Raw genomic sequence first — 21003 nt, 5'->3', positions numbered from 1 at the left:
ATGATGACCCCAGAACAAAAATTTGCCCGTTGGGTAAGGGTGAGTATTGCCGCTTTCCTTGCAATATTCGCCTGGTTTATTGTTGCCGATATCTGGATCCCGCTGACGCCGGATTCCACCGTGATGCGTGTGGTGACGCCGGTCTCCTCGCGCGTCTCCGGCTATGTCTCGCACGTCTACGTACGCAACAATAGCCAGGTGAAAAAGGGCGACCTGTTGTATGAACTGGACCCAACGCCGTTTATCAATAAAGTTGAGGCCGCACAGATTGCCTTTGAGCAGGCGAAGCTGAGCAACCAACAGTTGGATGCGCAGATCGCCTCTGCGCGCGCCAACCTGCGCACCGCGCAATACACCGCCCGCAACGATAAGCTCACGCTTGACCGCTATCAGCGGCTGAGTGCGATGCAGAATGTTTCGCAGTCGGATCTGGATAAAGTGCGCACCACCTGGCAGACCAGCGAGCAGTCGGTGGCTGCGCTGAATGCCAGTATCCAGAACCTGCTGATCCAGCGCGGTGAACGCGACGACAGTCGCAATGTGACGCTGCAAAAATACCGCAATGCGCTGGAAGAGGCACAGCTGAACCTGGGCTGGACGAAGGTGCGGGCGGAAACCGACGGGACGGTGAGCAATCTCCAGCTCAACCCTGGGCTTTACGCCACCGCTGCCACGCCTTTGATGGCGCTGGTCAGTAACCAGACCGATATTGTGGCCGATTTTCGTGAGAAAAGTCTGCGTCACACCCGCGTAAATACCGATGCCGCAGTGGTGTTTGACGCCATGCCGGGCAAAGTGTTTCCTGCGCATGTGACCAGCAGCGACGCCGGGATTCTGGCCGGGCAGGAAGCGGTTAACGGACAGCTGTCGCAGCCGGAACAGTCGACGCGCTGGGTGCGCGATGCCCAGCGTATGCGCATTCACGTTGCGTTGGATACCCCGCTGGAGAAACCCCTGCCGACCGGTGCCCGCGCTACGGTGCAGTTGTATAACAGCGAGGGGATGTTTGCCCGCACCTTTGCAGGGGCGCAGATCCACCTGGTAAGCTGGCTTCACTATGTCTATTAACACCCTGGCCCACGTCTTTACGCCGCACGGGAACATTGTCTACACCGCCAATGATTTTCGCCAGACTGTGCGTATTTCCGTTGCCGGGACGATAGCGCTGAGTATCTCGACCTTCTACAACGTGCAGTACGGCGTCTTTTTTGTGGTTTATCCGCTGATGCTGTTGTCGCTGGTGCCGGTGTTTAACCGCCATGTGGCTCGTCAGTTTGTATTCAGCGCGGCGGTGAACTGCGTTGAAATGGTGTTGATTGTCGGCTATCTCTCGCAGTGGCCGGTAATTATGACGCTGGTGGTGTTTGTCCTGTACGTGATGCGCTTTCGTTTTATGAGCAGGGGGCCGCTGTTTTTGCTCGGTTCGATGGGCGTGGTGTGCCAGAGCACGATGCTCAACTTTATGAGTTACCCTGGCACCAACTGGCATACGCTGATGTTCTCCAATATGGAGGCCTGCGTGATGGCGGTAGCCCTGAGCGCGCTGCTGCACTATCTGATCCCGGATGTCGAACCGCGTCAGCCGCCGCCGCGTATTGAGAAGGATGATGCCCGTATTCGCCATGAATCGCTGCTTTCCGGCACCGTGGCGACGATGATCTTTGTGATTTTCCAGATCTGCGATTTGAGCGATTCGTTGTCGGCGCTGATGGCGGGAATTTTGATTTTGTTTCCGATGCACTATCGTGGCGCGGTGATCAGCTCTATCTGGCGCGTCGTCGGCGTGGTGCTGGCCTGTCTCTATATTCTGCTGGTGCAACTGCTTATTTATGACTTCAGCAACCATATGCTGCTGATGATGCCGCTGATCGGTCTCGGGCTAGGCTTCAGCGCTCGTCTGCATGTGATGGAAAAGGTCGGCGCGGGCGTCGGTTTTGCCAGTATCACCACCATCGGCATTATGTTCGGCCAGAACCTGCACCCGGATCAGGACCTGGTGTTCAGCGATCTGTACCGCATCACTTCAGTCACCGTCGCGCTGGTAGCGACGCTGACGATGGTGTTTCTGGTCCACCGCATCCTCAACTGCTTTGCAGCGACGCGGTTTGTGATTACTGAGTGAGTGGGGGGAGTGAGTGCCGGATGGCGGCTTCGCCTTATCCGGCCTACAAGGAGCGGGATTTCCAGGCCCGGTAAGCGCAGCGCCACCGGGCAATCCAGAATGAGGGTTACTTCTTCAGCCCCGCAAACGCGGCTCTGATCTCGTCTTCCGGCAGTTGAATACCGATAAACACCAGCGTGCTGTGCGGCTGTTCGTCGCCCCACGGGCGGTCCCAGTCGGCGCTGTACAGGCGCTGGACGCCCTGGAACAGCAGGCGGTTCGGTTCGCCTTCAATCCATAGCATTCCTTTGTAGCGCAACAGTTTCTCGGCGGACTCCAGCAGCAGGTTTTCCATGACGCGGGAAACGTCGCTGATGTCTACCGGATAATCCAGCTCCACCACAATTGATGAGATATCGTTTTGTTTGTCGGCGATAAAGTGGAAGCGCGGTGTGGCGCTGACCACGTTCTCCTCCAGCATAAAGCCGTTGGTGTCGAACAACAGGGAGAGGTCGATATCGCCGTGCGTGACGGTGTAAACCGGGGCGCGGGCGTTGATGCGCGCTAAGCGTTCGCGCAGTTTTTCGCTAACTCCCGCCACGTCGGTTTTGGTCAGCAGGATGCGGTCGGCATAACCGACCTGCGACTGGGCGATGGTGAACTGGTTCATCTGCTTGTCGGCGTGTACCGCATCGACCAGCGAAATCACGCCGTCCAGCAGGTAGCGCTGGCAAATCACGTCATGGGAGAAAAAGGTCTGAATGATCGGGCCGGGGTCGGCCATGCCGGTGCACTCAATCACCAGACGGTCGAAATGGATATTGCCCTGGTCGAGGTTGTCGAGCAGGTCTAACAGTGCGTCTTCCAGTTCACTGGAGCGGGTGCAGCAAATGCAGCCGTTGGTCAGGGTTTTGATCTGGGTGGCGCGATCGCCAATCAGCTGATCGTCAACGGAAACTTCGCCGAATTCGTTTTCGATAACGGCAATCTTGTAGCCGTGTTTTTCGTTAAGAATGTGGCGCAGCAGGGTGGTTTTACCCGCGCCGAGAAAACCGGTGAGTAGGGTAACTGCAATCGGGGTCATCAGTGCCTCCATTAACAGCAGCGCATGCCGCCTTTTCCGTCGCCGCCGTAACGTGCCTGCTGGCGCTCGCGGAAGAATTCTTCATAGCTCATGTACGGCTTGTCTGGATGGTTGGTTTGCATATGCTCGACATAGTTGTCGTAGTCTGGAATGCCAATCAACATCTTCGCCGCCTGGCCGAGATATTTTTTTGCCTGACCTAAGTTACCAAACATTTTCTCATCCAGATATGAATAAAGCCCAGCGAACCGGGCGTTGGTTTTGCCGGATGGCGGCTTGCGCCTTATCCGGCCTACGTTAACTGCATTTTGTAGGCCGGGTAAGCGTAGCGCCACCCGGCATCCGATTAATGGTGTGAAGAGGTCTTCACGCCGCCTTCCGGCACCGGTACATACGGCGTCTCTTTATCGGTACGACCGTTGATGGTGCGGGCTTTCTGCCAGGTACGGAACCCATAGAAGATGATGCTGTACACCACTACCAGGAACAGAATACTCAGGCCTGCGTTGGTGTAGTTGTTCACGACGATGTGGTTCATATTGGCAATTTGCTGCGCGGTCAGTTCGCTGCCGTTGGCAATCTTCTCTTTGTACTGGTTAGCCATGTAGAAGAAGCCTTCCATCTGCGGGTTGGTGCTGAACAGTTTCAGACCCAGCGCCCAGGTGGTGCAGATCAGCAGCCATACTGCCGGGATAACGGTAACCCAGATGTATTTGGTGCGCTGCATTTTAACCAGTACCACGGTGCCCAGAACCAGCGCCACGGCGGCCAGCATCTGGTTGGAGATACCGAACAGCGGCCACAGGCTCTTAACGCCGCCCAGCGGATCAACCACGCCCTGATACAGCAGGTAGCCCCACAGACCGACACAACCCGCAGTACCGATGACGCCAGCAACCAGAGAGTCGGTTTTCTTCAGGAACGGGACGAAGTTACCCAGCAGATCCTGCAACATAAAGCGGCCGGAGCGGGTGCCTGCATCCAGCGCGGTCAGGATGAACAGCGCTTCGAACAGAATACCGAAGTGATACCAGAAGCCCATATCAGCCATCGGCAACACTTTGTGGAATACGTGAGCGATACCGACTGCCAGCGTCGGTGCGCCACCTGCGCGGTTCAGTACCGACGGCTCTCCGATGTCTTTCGCGGTTTGCAGGATCTGCTCAGGCGAAATCACAAAGCCCCAGGAGCTGACGGTTGCCGCCGCGTGTGCGGTGACGTCTTTCAGCTGCGCCATAATCAGCGGCGCGTTCTCGCCACCCATTTCGTGCAGGTTCGGCATGGTGATACCGAGGCCCGCTGGCGGGGTGTTCATCGCGAAGTAGAGACCCGGTTCGATGATAGACGCCGCAACCAGCGCCATGATCGCCACGAAAGACTCCATCAGCATTGCGCCATAGCCGATGAAACGCGCGTCGGTTTCACAAGCCAGCAGTTTCGGCGTCGTACCGGAAGAGATCAGCGCGTGGAAGCCAGATACCGCGCCACAGGCGATGGTGATGAACAGGAACGGAAACAGCGCGCCTTTCCACAGCGGGCCAGTACCGTCGATGTACTGGGTCATCGCCGGCATTTTCAGCTCTGGGTTGAGGATCAGAATCCCCAGCGCCAGACCGACGATAACGCCGATTTTCAGGAAGGTTGCCAGATAGTCGCGCGGGGCGAGGATCAGCCATACCGGCAGCAGTGCGGAAATAAACGCGTAACCGATCAGCGCGAAGGTAATGGTGGTGTCTTTAAAGGTCAGCGCCGGGCCCCAGTACGGGTCGTGCGCAATCACGCCGCCGAAGTAAATAGAGGCAACCAGCAGCACGATGCCAATAACGGAGACTTCACCCACACGTCCCGGACGCAGGAAGCGCATGTAGATCCCCATAAACAGCGCGATAGGTACGGTGGAGCAAACGGTGAAGACGCCCCACGGGCTTTCGGCCAGTGCTTTTACCACGATCAGCGCCAGTACCGCGAGGATGATGATCATGATTAAGAAGCAGCCGAACAGGGCGATGGTGCCCGGCACCGGGCCCATCTCTTCTTTGATCATCTCACCGAGAGACGCGCCGTTACGGCGGGAAGAGATAAACAGCACCATGAAGTCCTGTACCGCACCGGCCAGCACTACGCCCGCCAGCAGCCACAGCGTACCCGGCAGGTAGCCCATTTGCGCGGCCAGAACCGGGCCGACCAGCGGGCCGGCGCCAGCGATAGCGGCAAAGTGGTGACCAAACAGTACGTAACGGTTTGTCGGGACGTAGTTCAGGCCGTCGTTATTAATGACCGCAGGCGTAGCACGCGTTGGGTCGAGTTTCATCACCTTCTGGGCGATGTACAGGCTGTAGTAGCGATAAGCCACCAGATAAACAGAGACGGAAGCGACCACGATCCACAGGGCGCTGACGTGCTCACCTCTGCGTAAGGCGACGACCGAGAGGCAGAATGCACCGATGATTCCAAGAATCACCCAGGGTATGTGCTTGAATATCTTTTTCGTATCCATAGTAAAACCTGGTTTTTAAGATTAATAATTGGCCGAAGCCGTTGGGTTTGAGTCTGTGTTTGAGGAGGTAAATTGACTGCTATGCTGAGGTGATCCTGCCAGAGATACGCGCGCGTAAAGTAAGGTAAATAAGTGAGTGGTTATATGTGGGCTTAAGCGGTCAGGAGTGTCAGTGAGTGGTTTTTCCGACGGCGGGATGTGGCCATTTATGTGATTGAGATCACTAATTAAAATCCAGCATTTCTTTTTCGTCGATCGTGAACGGAGAATCATTCGTGCCGATATCGTCCCAACCAGTACGAATTCGGTAAAGTTTTCCCTTTCCAGGCCGAAAATTCTGGTATCTGTCTAGCGGAAAGAGAAAACATGTTAAAACGAATCAAGATTGTGACCAGTTTGCTGCTGGTCCTGGCAATATTTGGCCTTTTACAACTCACCTCAGGCGGTTTGTTCTTTAACTCATTGAAGAATGACAAAGAGAACTTCACCGTTCTGCAAACCATTCGTCAGCAACAGTCCACGCTGAACGCCAGCTGGGTTGCGCTGCTGCAAACGCGAAACACCCTGAACCGGGCGGGTATCCGTTACATGATGGATCAGAACAATATTGGCAGCGGCGCGACCGTTACCGATCTGATGCAAATTGCGACGACCTCTCTGAAACTGGCGGAAAAACACTGGGCTGAGTACGAGGCGTTGCCTCGCGATCCGCGCCAGAGTGAAACGGCGGCAGTGGAGATCAAGCGTAACTACGATATCTACCACAATGCGCTGGCGGAGCTGATCCAGCTGTTGGGCGCAGGTAAGATCAACGACTTCTTCGATCAGCCCACTCAGGGTTATCAGGACGGTTTTGAGAAGCAGTATGTTAACTACATGCAGCAGAACGATCGTCTGTATGACATTGCGGTAGAAGATAATAACCGTTCATACAGCCAGGCGATGTGGGTACTGGCGAGCGTGTTAATCGTTGTGCTGCTGGTGATCGTCGCCGTCTGGTTCGGTATTAAGCTCTCCCTGATCGCGCCGATGAACCGTCTGATCGAAAGTATTCGTCATATTGCGAACGGCGATCTGGTGAAACGCATTGATGTGGAAGGCTCTAACGAAATGGGACAACTGGCGCAGAGCCTGCGTCATATGCAGGGCGAGCTGGTTCGTACCGTCGGTGATGTGCGTAACGGCGCGAATGCGATTTACAGCGGTGCCAGCGAAATCGCGATGGGCAACAACGATCTCTCTTCCCGTACTGAACAGCAGGCCGCCTCTCTGGAAGAGACCGCCGCCAGCATGGAAGAGCTGACCGCCACGGTGAAACAGAACGCCGAGAACGCGCGCCAGGCCAGCCATCTGGCATTGAGCGCGTCTGAAACCGCGCAGAAAGGCGGTAAAGTGGTGGATAACGTCGTGCAAACGATGCGTGATATTGCTTCCAGTTCGCAGAAAATTGCCGACATCATCAGTGTGATCGACGGTATTGCTTTCCAGACCAACATCCTGGCGCTGAACGCGGCGGTAGAAGCGGCGCGTGCGGGTGAACAGGGTCGTGGTTTTGCCGTGGTAGCGGGTGAAGTTCGCAACCTGGCGCAACGCAGTGCACAGGCGGCGCGTGAGATCAAGAGCCTGATTGAAGACTCCGTCAGCCGTGTGGATGTGGGCTCAACGCTGGTCGAAAGCGCCGGTGAAACGATGGATGAAATCGTGAACGCGGTGACGCGTGTGACCGATATCATGGGGGAAATCGCCTCGGCATCTGATGAGCAAAGCCGTGGTATCGACCAGGTTGGCCTGGCGGTAGCGGAGATGGATCGCGTTACCCAGCAGAACGCCTCGCTGGTGGAAGAGTCTGCCGCCGCCGCTGCCGCGCTGGAAGAGCAGGCCAGCCGCTTGACGCAGGCCGTTGCCGTATTCCGCATTCAGCAGGAACAGCAGCGTGCGCGTGATGCCGCAGCGGTGAAACCGGCTTCTGCGTCTGTACTGCCGCGTAAAGCAGCCGTCGCGGATAGCGGCGATAACTGGGAAACCTTCTAAGCCGTCATGCCGGATGGCGCTGGCGCTTATCCGGCCTACGGGCAGGGAGCTGCTGTGATGCCGGATGGCGCTGGCGCTTATCCGGCCTACGGGCAGGGAGCTGCTGTGATGCCGGATGGCGCTAACGCTTATCCGGCCTACGGTATGGATGCGGTGCTATGTAGGCCCGATAAGGCGACAGCCGCCATCGGGCGCTTCAAACCAGCCTCAGGCGCATGGCGCAGCGTGATTCATACGCCAGACCGTGCGCCGCTTCTTCCTCTCGCTTTTGACGTAACCCTGGCGACAGGTGCTCATCATCCAGCACCACAAATCCCATTCGCGCATAGAGCGGCGCATTCCACGCCACATCCCGAAAGGTGGTAAGCGTCAGCGCATCAAAACCGCTGCTGCGCGCCTGCTCCGCGACATACGCAATCAGTTGACGACCAATGCCTTTCCCCTGCCATTCACGCAGCAGAGACACCTCGGCGATAAACAGCGATGAATCCAGCGCTTCGGCCAGTAAAAAACCGACAGGACGCTCATCGGCCAGCGCCAGCCAGCTCAATCCTTTTGCGGCGTGCTCCCGGTGTTGTTCAACTGAAATAACAGGGCCGTCGGCTATCCATGTCAGCGCAGGCACGTCCCGAAAGCGTTGACCCGCAGAGCGTTCAATGGCGGGCATGACGGTGATATCAGCCAGCGTGGTAGGGCGAAAAGTCATCTTCATGCGCGGGAGTATAGCGTGGATTGCGCAGACCCGATAAACGTTGTGTTATCGGGCCTGTACTAAATTTAGCCTTCGGCATTCACCACTTTAATCTCAACCATCCCGATACCCAGCTTACGCGGGGAGTGGCCGAGAATATTGCCTTCATTGGTCGATACCGGGTCGGGCGGCACAATCACCAGCGTACTGGCATTTGACGGGTTATCAAAATGCAGCGTTGTTGTGGTGACTTCGTTCTCTAACACCAGCGTCTGTTCTTCCTTGCCTACGCGAACAGGAATAGGGCGATTAGCATTCGCGCCAAAGGCTTTGGCGGTGATCACCAGATCGAATTTCTTCGGTAACGGCGTGTTGTATTCAATCTTCACCTCATCACCCAGTTGCGCATTAGACCAGCGCCCCCACGATTCCGGTCGTGAAATCCCGCTGAACTGCTTCACCTCTTCCGGCGCGCCAGCCACGTTAAAGATAAAACTGTCGGCTTTATAACGAATGTCGTTATCGACGATCTTCAACGTATCAACGTTGCCTTTGTAACGCTCCATATCGATAACCGTATCTTTAAACGCCGTTTTGCCTTTCCACTGTGCTTTATCGACGTGCTGGATGCTTTGTTGCCCGCCCAGTTGCCCTTGTGAAACGCACCAGTCGGTGGAGAGCGCCAGCTCCGGCGCCCACAGCTGCGCCATTTTGTAGCAGCGATCGACCCAGACGAAGTTATCGCGCGGGGCAAAATTAGCCAGCTGGAAACGCAGCGGGGCAGAGTATTCACTTTCCGGCAGCGGTTCGACGCGCTTATCCGACACCCGCAACAGCAGCGGCAGGCGGAAGTGGCTCCCTGAGAAAGCGATCATGTCTTTATCCCGATCGACGGTAAAATCCTTCATCTCTTTCGGGAAGTTCCACAGGCGAATAATGTCCGGCTTCATCGCCAGGATCTTCTCTTTGCTGTTCAGGAAGACTTCCGACAGCGACTGACCGGAGAGGCTGCTGCGCCCCAGGCCGATAAAGTTATCCCCGCCCAGAATATCCAGCACGGTCGCGCCGTTATCCATCGTGTTGCGTTTCACCGCCAGCGTATCCTGCTGAGGCTGGTCGCCTCGCAGCACAAAGAACAGGTTGTTGCGATCCTGTTTGTTCAGGTACTTCCACGCGGTGTTGTTCATCGCCAGATGGTCGGAAGAAACCACGATGACGGTATTTTTAAACCACGGCGATGCTTTGATTTTATTGATAAATTCGGCGATATTCTCCTGGCTGCAACTGACGGCGCTAAAGGACTGGTTCGGCTTACCGTCGAAGTCGTAACGCTTGCGGTTACAGGTGCGTGAGATAAACCCGTCCGGGTGGTGAGTATCCACCGTCAGCGTAAACAGCGAGAAACGCTGGCCGGAGCGAGAGAGTTCTTCAAACTTTTTCCATGCCTCGTCGAGCACCGTATCGTCGTAAAAGCCCCAGTCGTTACGATAGCTCGGGTCAGCCACCACGGTTTTTAACTCTTCCGCACCATACAGGTGGTCGAAGCCGTGGGATTTGAGGAACACGTCTTTTCCGGCGAAACGCAGATTTGCGCCCTGCACAAAATAGTTCTGATAGCCGGAGTTTTTCAGGATATCGCCCAGGCAGATATTCTGCGGGAAGAAGCTGGATACGGAAGCCGACGCGTTGCCTTCAAACGGCGCAAACAGCGGGATGCCGCACTGCGAGGCGACCATTCCGGCGATGGTGTAATCTGTGCCCGGCAATTGCATGGTGTGGCTGAAATCCAGCCCTTCGTTTTTCAGCGCGCCGAGTTCCGGCGTGAGATCCGGGAAGGCATCGTTATCAAAATAGGTGCGCTCCAGGCTTTCACCGTAGATATAGACCAGGTTGAGCTGCGGATTCGGGATCGTTTTCGACGGTTCTTTGTAATAAGCCGGGAAGTCCGGGTCGCCATCGCGCGACTGGGATTTGACCAGTTCGGAGATCTGGCGAAATGCCGGGCTGGCATCCACCGATCCCAGCGCCAGTAAGAGCGCCAGCAGGCTGTAGCCAAAATGGTGAGGATGGTGGCGACGCCTGCGCAGAACCCAGCCTAACGCGCCAAATACGGCGGCCAGCGCAAGTACGATGCCGGCGCCGGGCAGAATATATTTGCTGACGCCGGCACCCGTCAGGCTGTTGGTCAGCGTGTAGAGAACCGCATCGTTAATGCCGTCACCGGTAAAGTAATCACTGGCATAGAGCGTAATATTTAAGACAACAAAAAGCCCAAGTACCGCTAAAATGGCGGCAAACCACCAGGTGTTGCGACCCGCTTTCCACGCATAAATCAGCACGGACGCGAGAAACAGGGCGATGGAAAGTAACTCAGACAACTGATGATCCTCAATAAACCTGCATTCGGCAGGCGGCGTAATCTCTTTTCAGGACATACAATGTAATGGCGATGTCATATTGCTGCAATTATGGTGACATTAAAATGTGCAGTGATTAAGAATTGGTTTAGAACCTGGCTTTTTTGATCGTCGTCACTTCCCGTGATGCGGGGAAGGCGAGACAGAGAGAAGTAGAAAGAGAGAGGTCAGGCCGCGCTCAACGCTAAACGGTTGAAACGCGGCATGTTGGCGCATCAGGAAATGAAGTTCATCCCCTGTTTTAACACCAGGTCGCAGGCTTTGGTTTTCACTTTTTCCGCCAGCGGCGTGCTGCCAATGTTATCCAGGCTAAGCTGTTCGCCGTTTTGGGTATTCAGCAGACCCTGAATGCCATCCAGATAATTGGTGTCCTGCTTCTGTTCGGCGGCGCCAAGTCCCAGTTTATCCAGCACCTGGTTTTTAACGTTTTCCGCATCGGTAACGGAAGTCAGTTTCTGTTTCGCGCAATACTGCAAAATACCTGCCGCGTTGTTCATGTTATCAGCGCTTAATGCCTGATTGCCGCCATTCAGCAGGCTGGTCAGAGAAGACAGCGACATGCCGCCCTGCTGTGAAGAGCTGCTTTGTTTGCTCAGTTCGCTGGCGGCGCTGGAGAGAGAATCCTGCCAGGACGCGGCGAAAGCGCTGGTGGCGATAAACGCGCTGGCGGCAACCGCGCAGCACAGAAGACGTTTTGTGGTTTTCATCGTTATGACTCGTGTGTGTGTACCTTTCGTCGCAGTATAGCGCTTGCCTGGGTCGGAATGGTCTTAATACTCTTTGCCGGTGACGCGGCTACGGTAGCTTTCCCAGTTGAAGATCACCCATAGGCTGTTGCCCAGACGCATACGATCCATTACGCGTTCGCCAAGGAGTTTGGTCATCTCATCCATATTGCTGTTGGTTAACATCCCGGTAGGGCGTTTGGATGATGAGCGGCGATCGACGATCTGGTTGATGATCACTTTTTCATAGCGGGATTCGGTCTGCATGCCGATCTCGTCGATCACCAGCAGATCCACATTGCTGAGATCGTTGAGCAACTGCTCTTCGCTGGTTTCGCGATTGCTAAAGGTGCCTTTCATCGCGGACATAATATCGGCGACGGTAATGATCAAAACCGATTTTCCGCGCAGCAGCAGTTCATTGCAGATTGCCGCCGCGAGATGGTTTTTCCCGGTGCCGGGTTTGCCCGAAAAGATAAAGCTGGCGATGTTGCCGTCGAACTCTTCGACGTACTGCCGCGCTTTGCTCAGCGCGTTCATCTGCCCGTCGTTCTCAACACGATAGTTATCAAACGAGCAGTTTTGATGCAGCGGACGGATGCCGGAACGGTTGAACGTGCGCTGCATTTTCATCGCCCGGTTTTCACGCGCCAGCGCTGCCGCACGCATTTCGCCTTGCTCTTTCTGCCATGCCAGCAGTTCTTCGCCCGTTTTGAATGCAGGCTCAACATTTGCTGGCATCATTTTTTGCAGACGTTTCATCAGGTCGCCAACGTTTTTCATCGTTACCCTCGAAAACCAGGTGGAATATGGTCGTCAGGTTCGCTGACGTTGTTCACATCACGTTTCGGCATACCGCCGTTACTGGCCCGGCTGATTTGCACGCTGCGCGCCAGCTTTTGCTGCCACTGGATGTGGTGAAAAATCTTACCTTCCGCTTGCCAGTAAGCCACAAACGAGGCCAGCTCTTCGGCGGTGACGGGTTCCCTTAGCGCGACGCCCCACAGCGCGGCCTGCCGCTGGAAGTCAGCATCCGGCTGCCAGTCTGCGTACATGGCGAATTTCCCCAGCGGAACGGCCACAGGCGCGGCCTGGGAGTCTTCGTAGAGTTGAGCATCCAGTGTGACATCGCTTCCCGGGTGCGATAACTTTTCCTCCAGTGCCAGCAGTTCCGCCAGACGTGCCGGCGTCACGGCATAAAACGCGGGCGCGTTATTGGCGAAGACCGCCACCGCGCCGCTTGCCGATTTTGCCAGCACCGCGTTGTGATCGTGTAATAAGGCGTCAATACCGATGACGTCCGGGGTCAAAATTCTGGAAGACATAATGTTTCTCAACAGGGAACCACAACCGAGAAGGAATACTGTTTTTATAGTAACACACAGACGGGAGATATCGGCAGGGTGAGGGAAAGCGGCCTCACCCTGCCTGAGCGCAGGGAGAAAAGAATTACACCCGTGGGCGTTTGCGATACAGCCACAGACCGGGAACGGAAAGCCCGATGGAAAGCGCGCCGACAATAGAGGAGGCTTTCAGGAAATTGGTCAGCAATGTGATCATCAACGGTTCGCTGTAGCCAAAGTGGCTGATTTTGACGGCGGATATCATTGCCGTATAGGCGGATATCCCCGGAAACATCGGGATGACTGCCGCAACGGTAAAGACTTTGGGGTGCGCCAGATACCAGCGCGACCACTGAATGCCGATGCTCCCTACCAGCAGCGAGGCCATAAATGTCGACCATTCGATATTAAACCCGGCGGTCATCATCACCATGCGTGAGCCGTGGCCCAGCGCGCCGAGCAACGCACACCAAGGGAGCGCCCGGTGCGGCACGTTGAACACCATCGCAAAGCCCACTGCCGGGATTGCGGAGAGAATCATGTCCTGCATCAGCGCCAGAAGAAAATCGATTACACCCATCCGCGTAGCCCCCACAGCGTCATCGACATCACCACGCCGACGCACGTCGCCAGCGTTAACAGACTGGCAATCGCCCAGCGCGCCAGACCGGTATTAATGTGGCCCTTAAACATATCCGCGACGGAATTAATCAGCGGAAACCCCGGCACCAGCAGTAAGACGCTGGCGGCCATGGCGATGGTCGGGGTATGGCTGAAAGTGGGCAAGCGAAGCAACAGGCCGGAAATGGTGGTGGCGACAAAAGCGGTGACGCAAAAGTTGATTTGTGGGTGTAAATGCCGGTGCGCCAGCATCTGGCGAATATACATCGCCACCATGCTGGCGAAAAAGGTGATCACCGCGCCATCCCATCCGCCGTTATTCAGTTTGCAGAAACAGGCGCAGGAAAGCCCGACCATCAGCGACACCAGCCATCGCGGGTAGCGCAACGGTCTGAGCTGGCTAAAGCGCTTCTCTACGCCTTTTATATCCAGCAAATTATGTTCGGCCAGGATGACAATATGCTGCACCTCCGTGACAACGTGCATATTAATGCCGCGATCCTGGTTCTTACGTGTCGATGTCAGACACTGCCCATCTTTAATGGTGGTGAGAACGATAGCGTTGGAGGAGATGGCGCTTTCCACGCTGTCCATCCCTAACGCCAGCCCCAGGCGGGTGGAGAGTTCATCAACCAGCGCGCTCTCCGCGCCGTGTTGCAGTAAAAAAAGCCCGCATTGAATACATAACCGTGTAACCGTTCGCTGTAACGACTGCTCTGTTTGCATGACTCGCCCTGACTGAAAAGACGCGTTGCGTACCATCTGAATGACGAAAGTCTTCTTTGTATCATGAAGCCCGACCCTTTTGGCTCTGGCTAAGATCAATTTTGTGATGAAAAAAGAGGCAGGATGCCAGACAATCAGTCGCTGAATGTCATAATTGCAGTATATTGAATGCCTTACGTCGGACGTAAATGACAGGGAATGAAGTATCGTCTGTAACCTCTGAAATTAATGAGACGATATTCTTTTCTTGTGCTTCCTGAAAGCATAACTATCTGATGCGAAACATAGCGTGAGTTTATTAAATTCCCCTTGCATATGTTAGAAATGCTAATGATCTAATTTAGTTAATTTAATTGTACCGCAATTATTTTTAGCGGTAATTATGCAATAATAGTTTGGTGATTTTATACTATGCGGATCATTGTATAGAGTCGTTATTGCTATAACATTTCAAATAAAAGCCAAGGATAAACAATTCACTTCGTCTATTACCACGTCTGTTTTTCTCATTAATTATATTATTTATTAATGAGTGAACAGGAGGGGAGACCTGTGGATATGGAGGAGATATGTTGCCAGGATGCCGCAAAAACATAATTATTATCAGTAAAATACCTGTTATACAGACGGGGTTAAAAGAGGTGGTGCAGGGCCATTTCCCTGCTTATGAACTGATGTACTGCCGTTCCGTAGAAGAACTGACATTAATGCAGCTGCGCCGCTCCGATGTAGTGATTACGGATTTAACGGGAGAATGTAAACATCCCCGCGCTGTCTGCGAGCAATTTTACGCTTTATTATCTCAATACCATGATATTCACTGGATATTTCTTGTTTCCCGTGCGTTTTACTCACAGGCGATTGAGCTTCTGATGAGCCCCTTCAGTACGTTGCTGTCTGACGTTGAACCGGTTGAGAATCTGGTAAACGTGATTGAAGCAGGCAATGCCCATACGGACAGGATCAGTAAGACGCTGCTATCTCCCGCTCTGCCAGACGTCTCGAGTTTTGGCCATCGTCCGGTTGTTCTTACGCTGTCGGAACGGAAAGTGTTACGGCTTCTGGGTAAGGGTTGGGGGATTAATCAGATAGCGATGTTGCTTAAGAAGAGTAATAAAACGATTAGCGCGCAGAAAAACAGTGCGATGCGGCGTCTGTCAATACACAGCAATGCTGAGATGTATGCCTGGATAAACAGTTCTCAGGGAGCAAGAGAATTGAATTTACCTTCAGTTTATGGAGATGCTACTGAATGGAAAACAGAATTGCCAAGGGAAATGTCGCACTCATAGAGAAGTGCGTAATGAGCAGTATTGGAATGAAAAGTTTATTTGACGCGTTTCCTGATTGCCAATATAAACTTCATATTTTTCCAACTCAATCTGCTTTCCAGAAAGCGATGTTAAGTACTCCCTTTTCCGTCGTTATTTTTTCACTTTCTGCGATGCGGGAAGATCGCCGGATGGGGCTGGCTTATCTGGCGGAACTGGCTGTGAATTTTCCTCGTGTGCGCCGACTGGTCATCGCGGATGATGATGCGGAAGCCCGGTTAATTGATTCGCTGTCGCCTTCGCCGTTAGATGGGGTCTTAAGTAAAGCGTCGTCACTGGCCAGTTTGCAGGAAAAGCTCTTTTTATTATTGAACAGTAAGCGAGAGGTGACGGAACACACTCTGAACCTCTGGTATCTCAATCAGAGTCGAATGATAAGCCCCACTGAGCGTGAAATTCTGCGTTTTATGTCGAATGGTTATTCGATGCCACAGATAGCCGTCCAGCTGGAACGCAATATCAAGACGATTCGCGCCCATAAATTTAATGTGATGTCTAAACTGGGCGTCAGCTCAGATGCCGGATTGCTTGATGCGGCGGATATCCTGCTGTCTCTGCGCGCCGAAAAGCCGGGTCGCTTATCCGCGTAATTCTGTAGTCGCTCTGTATTTACAGGTTGCTTGTGCCGGGTTTATCGCCCGGGCACAAATAGCATCACTGGCACACATCAATCCAGGTTGCTGAAGTGAGTTCTGCCATTCTGTCGGGGGAAATTCGGACTGCACTGTGCGTTGCCCCTGCTGCTGGTAAGACTTCAGCATAATGTTTTAATGAGACGTCGCAATAGACGGGCAGAGGCGTTTCCAGCCCGAAAGGGCAGACACCGCCGACCGGGTGCCCTGTGGCGATCACGACTTCATCGCTGCTGAGCATTCGCGCTTTCGCGCCAAACGTGCTCTTGAGTTTCTTATTGTCCAGACGGGCATCGCCTTTGGCGACAACCAGAATAATGTCGTCTTTCACCTTAAGCGAAAGCGTTTTCGCTATCTGTCCTGGCGCGACATTATGCGCTTTCGCTGCCAGTTCCACCGTCGCCGTACTCTGATTTAATTCGATGATTTCAATATCCGGGGCACGTTCGGCCAGAAACTGCCGTACCGATTGCAGACTCATTCTTTTCTCCTGACGCTGTATTAGCAGTCCTGTTTTTCAGAAAACCGCGTGGCGTAATTTGTCATAAGGAAAGCGGCACTGTAAATAATTTATGTAATAAACCAGCAGCATGAGCGATTTTTCGATCGTCTTCACATTCACGGAAACCGGTTACAGTAACCGGTTGCAGTCCGGCGGGCGGGGATTAATACTGAACCTGTCACTTCCTCTGTATCACATAATAAGAGCCATTTATGAAACTTCATTCTCTCTGCTGTATCGCTGGTGTTCTCCCCGGCGCGGTCGCGAAAAGTAGTAATGGACCCTTACACGGCGGTGCTGCTGCCAGCACGTCTATGTTGTTTTGACTGACAGGAGAACGCTATGTCTACCAACCATGCTGTGTTTAATGTGATTTTTCGGTTTGTCGAAAACTACGTGAGTCCCGTTGCCGGACGTATTTCCTCACAACGTCATGTTATGGCTATTCGTGATGGTTTCATTTCGGCAATGCCGTTTATGATTGTCGGCTCCTTCCTGCTGGTTTTCGCCTATCCTCCTTTCTCACCGGACACCACCTGGGGATTTGCCCGTGGCTGGCTGGCGCTGGCGAAACAGTTTGAAAGCCAGATTTTGACGCCGTTTGATATGACGATGGGGATCATGTCCATCTATATCTGTGCGGCCATTGCCTATAACCTGGGCAAACACTATGTTAAATCGCATCAGTTAGATCCGTTTATGTGCGCCATGCTCTCGATCATGGCCTTCTTGCTGGTTGCCGCGCCAAAAACAAACGGCACTATGCCGGTTGACAGCCTGGGCGGAACGGGGATTTTTACCGCGATTCTGGTGGCGATTTACTGTGTTGAAATGATGCGCTTCCTGAAGGCGCATAACATTGGCATTCGCCTGCCCGACCAGGTGCCGCCGATGATCAAGAACTCCTTTGATCTGCTGATTCCGGTGCTGGTGGTGGTTCTGACCTTGTATCCGCTGAGCCTGGCGATCCAGTCGCAGTTCGATATGCTGATCCCACAGGCGATCATGGCGATCTTTAAACCGCTGGTTTCCGCTGCGGATTCATTGCCCGCTATTTTGCTGGCGGTGCTGATTGGGCATCTGCTGTGGTTTGCGGGGATTCACGGAGCAGCGATTGTCTCCGGGATGCTGCAAATGTTCTGGCTGACCAATCTCGGTATGAACCAGACCGCGTTGGCGCAGGGGGCGCCGTTGCCGCACATTTTCATGGAAGCCTTCTGGACTTTCTTCATCGTCATTGGCGGTTCTGGCGCCACGATGGGGCTGGTGATTTGTTATTTACGCAGCCGTTCCGTACATTTGCGCTCTATTGGCCGCTTAAGCGTCGTGCCGAGTATCTTTAATATCAACGAACCGGTTATTTTCGGGACGCCGATTGTGATGAACCCGGTGTTCTTTATCCCGTTCCTGCTGGCGCCAATGGTGAACGCCGTGCTGGCGTGGGCGGCGATGAAACTGGATCTGATTGGGCGGGTGATTTCCGTGGTGCCGTGGACTGCGCCCGCACCGGTTGGCGCTGCGTGGGCACTGGGCTGGGACTATCGTGCGGCGATCCTGGTGGTCATACTGGCGCTGGTGTCCGCCATCATATACTTCCCGTTCTTTAAGGTTTATGAGAAGCAGCTTCTGGCGCAAGAGGCAGAAGAAGCCGGGCGTGCAGAAGAGGAGAGCCAGCAGATGGCCTGACGTGTTGAACAAGGCGCTGCGGCGCCTTGTTTATTTCAGCGTACAGTCACCGCATTGCTGAACGTCTGGCAACCGGTAGCGTTGACAGCAGGTTCGGCGCACCAGCAGACCTTCGCGAGGGACGACGGTACGCCACAGCGGGTTATCCTGGCCGCTGGAAAGTTGCTTTTCGAAGAAGCAGCTCTGGCGCAGCGTTGCCAGCAATGCTTCGCCAAGTAGCGGTTTCATTTCGGTCAGATACCAGTTGATCAGATACCCGGTGTTACTCCAGATAAGCTTACCGTTAATATCGCCGGTTGATTCCAGCGCCTGAACGACCGGCATCAGCGCAGAGACGATCAGCGTTTCCATTCTCTGTTGAGGAGAATGCGCGGTTGCCCGCTCGTCCTGATGCACATCAACCCAAAAACAGGCTGCGCGTCCGGTTTCGTGGAACTCAACGTGCATGTGCTCGGGCGAAACGTCAATGGCCCTTTCCTGGGTGAGCAGGGCAAGCATCAGAGGCGGTACCATCAGACCGATATACCATTGCGCCCAAAGCGAAATGAGCGGCTTATTTTCGCGTGGTTGCGTCGGTTGATGACGATAAATATGGTCGGAATAGATAGCCAGCAGGGAGCGCATCGTACCCGGTCGAGCCCACTGCGCCAGTGTCATGGCGCCCGTTGGGTGCGGTTCGTCCAGCCGAATAAAATCAAGCAGATGTTCGCGTGTCCGGGTTATCGTTTCACGCACGGCTTCAGCCAGCGAGGGCATCTCAGGCTGGAGATGGGCTCGCCAGGTGATATCTTCAATGATCGGTGCGGAACGGTAAGGCATAGCGCTGTATATAAGGATAGTAATCTAAATGATAATGATTGCTAATCCTAATGATAGCGATAGTCGATGGCAAGCGCTTTGTCGTGACGCTGTGCGCGGTAGCACGATGATATCGCCCTGTGTCAGACCGTACGCAGTTCGTCACTCGCAAGAATGTTGTTGCGCCCCAGGTTTTTGGCTTCATACAGCGCTTTATCTGCCTTGACGATTGCAGCCTCCATGTCCTGACCCAGTAGCGGCGCGATGCCAACGCTGATGGTGACATTGGTCGCCACGCTGACATTAAACATATGTGGGATTTTGAGATCGTAGACCTTCTGGCGAATACGTTCGGCGGTCGTGCGCGCCTCCTGTGGATCGGTCGCGGTCAGCAGGACCATAAACTCTTCGCCGCCAAAACGGGTGACAATATCCCGGGAACGGACAGCGTCACGAATCGCGGCTGAAACGCGAATGAGAGCCTGGTCGCCCATCATGTGCCCATAGTGATCGTTATAAGCTTTGAAGTGATCGATATCCAGCAGCAATACGTAGTGTTCTTCGTGCGTTTCCAGAGCAAGGAGCGTATTCAGCTTATTTTGCAGGCCGCGGCGATTATACAGGCCAGTCAAAGGATCGAGCATACTCAGCCCGTTCAGCGTTTCTCTCTCTTCCAGCAGTTTGTACATCAGTTGTTGAGCGAAATCGTCATAGCGTTTTTGAATAACATGCTGGATGGCAATGCCCGCCATCGGGAGCGCCATGAGATAAATAATCCGTATGCCGTGTTCGCTGCCATTAAGCCACAGGCAGGCCAGAACTGAAGGCAATGAATGGAACGTAAACGCAATGATATTATTAGCAAAGGCGATGGAGCCAATAAATAACACGCAGAGAAGGGCGATGAGTAGAAAAGTATAATCGCTATGGTTCATAGCATTATATTTCAGTGTGATATGCCAGGCCCACAATATGCCTGATATAACAGAAATAAAGGGGATATTAATCTTTTTATGCGTATATTTTCCGTGCCATATCAGAAGTAACGTACTTGCAACAAAGAGCAGTATTGCCGGGACTGAGACAGCCCTGACCTCATAAAGAGGAAAGACAAGCGTAAACAGCCCGGACACCGCATTGAGAAACAGAAAAAGGCGTAAAGAGAATTGATATTTTTTGGTGCGTAGCGCGCGCCAGGATTGAGCTGTCATATCTGAATGTCGTTATTTATCTATGAATTACGCTGGTTGGGGCCAAAATGAAAAATAACGTGCGGGAAAAAGCCCGCATAAATAAACGTTTTTATTGTTTGTAAGTTAACCACTGCCCAATCTATCACCTTGCTGAATTCATGTCATCAATTGTTAAGACAATCTCATGCAAGGAAGTGTGACGAACTGCTGACAAATGAGAAATTTTATCATATGCTATTGGTTATCATTATCGGTATCAGAGGTAAAGCCATGTTGCAGCGTACACTGGGCAGTGGATGGGGGATATTGTTGCCGGGTATTTTTATTACCGGACTGGCGTTTGCCGGCCTCTCCATTGACGCATGGAAGGTACTGATTGTATTAGGATTACTACTGACTTCGTTGATGCTGTATCACAAACGCTTACGGCATTTCGTCCTGCTGCCGTCATGCGTCGCGCTGATCAGCGGCATGGTGCTGGTTATGATGAATTTGAATCAGGGATGAACAAACAAGACGTAAAGCAGAGAAGGGAAATAAGATAATTGGTGCGAGGGGGGGGACTTGAACCCCCACGTCCGTAAGGACACTAACACCTGAAGCTAGCGCGTCTACCAATTCCGCC

Annotated in this window: 20 protein-coding genes; 7 read left to right on the top strand and 13 right to left on the bottom strand. The window is 53.6% G+C overall.

Annotated elements, in window-relative coordinates; all coding sequences use genetic code 11:
* Together OGV79_RS20600 and OGV79_RS20595 are read left to right on the top strand one after the other, a co-directional pair.
* The gene (locus OGV79_RS20600; protein ID WP_012134228.1) at nt 1-1068 is read left to right on the top strand and encodes an HlyD family secretion protein; all 1068 of its coding nucleotides are present in this window, start codon (nt 1-3) and stop codon (nt 1066-1068) included.
* Nucleotides 1058-2122, top strand: a complete 1065-nt coding sequence (locus OGV79_RS20595; RefSeq protein WP_286468874.1) for a DUF2955 domain-containing protein — start codon at nt 1058-1060, stop codon at nt 2120-2122. The genes OGV79_RS20600 and OGV79_RS20595 overlap by 11 nt, the downstream gene beginning before the upstream one ends.
* Nucleotides 2123-2228: 106 nt before the next feature.
* Here the strand turns inward: OGV79_RS20595 and yjiA are convergent, their stop codons facing one another.
* From yjiA to btsT, 3 genes are all read right to left on the bottom strand, one after another.
* A complete protein-coding gene (yjiA, locus tag OGV79_RS20590; protein ID WP_286468873.1) occupies nt 2229-3185 on the bottom strand; it encodes a GTPase in 957 nt (318 codons plus the stop codon).
* An 11-nt stretch (nt 3186-3196) separates the two neighbouring features.
* Nucleotides 3197-3400 (bottom strand): YbdD/YjiX family protein, encoded by a 204-nt coding sequence (locus tag OGV79_RS20585; RefSeq protein WP_024130742.1) that lies wholly within the window; start codon nt 3398-3400, stop codon nt 3197-3199.
* Nucleotides 3401-3531: 131 nt separating this feature from the next.
* Nucleotides 3532-5682, bottom strand: a complete 2151-nt coding sequence (gene btsT, locus OGV79_RS20580; protein WP_047459136.1) for a pyruvate/proton symporter BtsT — start codon at nt 5680-5682, stop codon at nt 3532-3534.
* Between the two features lie 366 nt (nt 5683-6048).
* Between btsT and tsr the strand changes: the two genes are divergently transcribed.
* Entirely contained in the window at nt 6049-7713 is a 1665-nt protein-coding gene (gene tsr, locus OGV79_RS20575) for a methyl-accepting chemotaxis protein (protein ID WP_012134223.1), read from the top strand.
* Between the two features lie 196 nt (nt 7714-7909).
* Here the strand turns inward: tsr and OGV79_RS20570 are convergent, their stop codons facing one another.
* The 7 genes from OGV79_RS20570 to OGV79_RS20540 all read right to left on the bottom strand — a co-directional run bounded on the left by OGV79_RS20570 (nt 7910) and on the right by OGV79_RS20540 (nt 14236).
* Complete coding sequence (locus OGV79_RS20570) at nt 7910-8425, bottom strand: GNAT family N-acetyltransferase (protein ID WP_286468871.1); 516 nt, start codon at nt 8423-8425, stop codon at nt 7910-7912.
* A gap of 65 nt (nt 8426-8490) precedes the next feature.
* Nucleotides 8491-10782, bottom strand: coding sequence for a phosphatidylglycerol--membrane-oligosaccharide glycerophosphotransferase (gene opgB / locus OGV79_RS20565; protein ID WP_200053696.1), 2292 nt, complete (start codon nt 10780-10782; stop codon nt 8491-8493).
* Between the two features lie 254 nt (nt 10783-11036).
* The gene (locus OGV79_RS20560; protein WP_058668533.1) at nt 11037-11528 is read right to left on the bottom strand and encodes a YjjA family protein; all 492 of its coding nucleotides are present in this window, start codon (nt 11526-11528) and stop codon (nt 11037-11039) included.
* Between the two features lie 63 nt (nt 11529-11591).
* A complete protein-coding gene (dnaC, locus tag OGV79_RS20555; protein ID WP_049008305.1) occupies nt 11592-12329 on the bottom strand; it encodes a replicative helicase loader DnaC in 738 nt (245 codons plus the stop codon).
* A gap of 2 nt (nt 12330-12331) precedes the next feature.
* Nucleotides 12332-12871, bottom strand: coding sequence for a primosomal protein DnaT (dnaT, locus tag OGV79_RS20550; RefSeq protein WP_115182027.1), 540 nt, complete (start codon nt 12869-12871; stop codon nt 12332-12334).
* Nucleotides 12872-12995: 124 nt separating this feature from the next.
* Complete coding sequence (locus OGV79_RS20545; RefSeq protein ID WP_012134217.1) at nt 12996-13469, bottom strand: threonine/serine exporter; 474 nt, start codon at nt 13467-13469, stop codon at nt 12996-12998.
* Entirely contained in the window at nt 13460-14236 is a 777-nt protein-coding gene (locus tag OGV79_RS20540) for a threonine/serine exporter family protein (RefSeq protein WP_047459113.1), read from the bottom strand. The genes OGV79_RS20545 and OGV79_RS20540 overlap by 10 nt, the downstream gene beginning before the upstream one ends.
* Before the next feature lie 569 nt (nt 14237-14805).
* Between OGV79_RS20540 and OGV79_RS20535 the strand changes: the two genes are divergently transcribed.
* Nucleotides 14806-15528: a LuxR C-terminal-related transcriptional regulator gene (locus tag OGV79_RS20535; RefSeq protein WP_058668534.1), complete on the top strand. Its 723-nt coding sequence runs from the start codon at nt 14806-14808 to the stop codon at nt 15526-15528.
* Nucleotides 15489-16157 carry a DNA-binding transcriptional activator BglJ gene (bglJ, locus tag OGV79_RS20530; protein ID WP_049008312.1) on the top strand — a complete coding sequence of 223 codons (669 nt, stop codon included), beginning with the start codon at nt 15489-15491 and terminating at the stop codon, nt 16155-16157. Before OGV79_RS20535 ends, bglJ begins: the two co-directional genes overlap by 40 nt.
* Before the next feature lie 64 nt (nt 16158-16221).
* Here bglJ and OGV79_RS20525 read toward each other — a convergent pair whose 3' ends face one another.
* The gene (locus tag OGV79_RS20525) at nt 16222-16680 is read right to left on the bottom strand and encodes a YbaK/EbsC family protein (RefSeq protein ID WP_012134213.1); all 459 of its coding nucleotides are present in this window, start codon (nt 16678-16680) and stop codon (nt 16222-16224) included.
* A gap of 363 nt (nt 16681-17043) precedes the next feature.
* Here OGV79_RS20525 and OGV79_RS20520 point away from each other — a divergent pair, with 363 nt between their 5' ends.
* On the top strand, nt 17044-18387 hold the full coding sequence (locus OGV79_RS20520; RefSeq protein WP_024130738.1) for a PTS sugar transporter subunit IIC: 1344 nt from the start codon (nt 17044-17046) through the stop codon (nt 18385-18387).
* A 30-nt stretch (nt 18388-18417) separates the two neighbouring features.
* Here OGV79_RS20520 and fhuF read toward each other — a convergent pair whose 3' ends face one another.
* Nucleotides 18418-19206, bottom strand: coding sequence for a siderophore-iron reductase FhuF (gene fhuF / locus OGV79_RS20515; RefSeq protein ID WP_115626327.1), 789 nt, complete (start codon nt 19204-19206; stop codon nt 18418-18420).
* A gap of 122 nt (nt 19207-19328) precedes the next feature.
* The gene (locus OGV79_RS20510; protein ID WP_012134209.1) at nt 19329-20396 is read right to left on the bottom strand and encodes a GGDEF domain-containing protein; all 1068 of its coding nucleotides are present in this window, start codon (nt 20394-20396) and stop codon (nt 19329-19331) included.
* A 252-nt stretch (nt 20397-20648) separates the two neighbouring features.
* Between OGV79_RS20510 and OGV79_RS20505 the strand changes: the two genes are divergently transcribed.
* The gene (locus OGV79_RS20505; RefSeq protein ID WP_080516675.1) at nt 20649-20885 is read left to right on the top strand and encodes a DUF1435 domain-containing protein; all 237 of its coding nucleotides are present in this window, start codon (nt 20649-20651) and stop codon (nt 20883-20885) included.
* Nucleotides 20886-21003: the final 118 nt, after the last annotated feature.

The sequence above is a fragment of the Citrobacter sp. CK185 genome, from assembly GCF_030333565.1.
Lineage (GTDB): Bacteria > Pseudomonadota > Gammaproteobacteria > Enterobacterales > Enterobacteriaceae > Citrobacter_B > Citrobacter_B koseri.
This window is presented reverse-complemented; position numbering and strand designations above follow the sequence as displayed.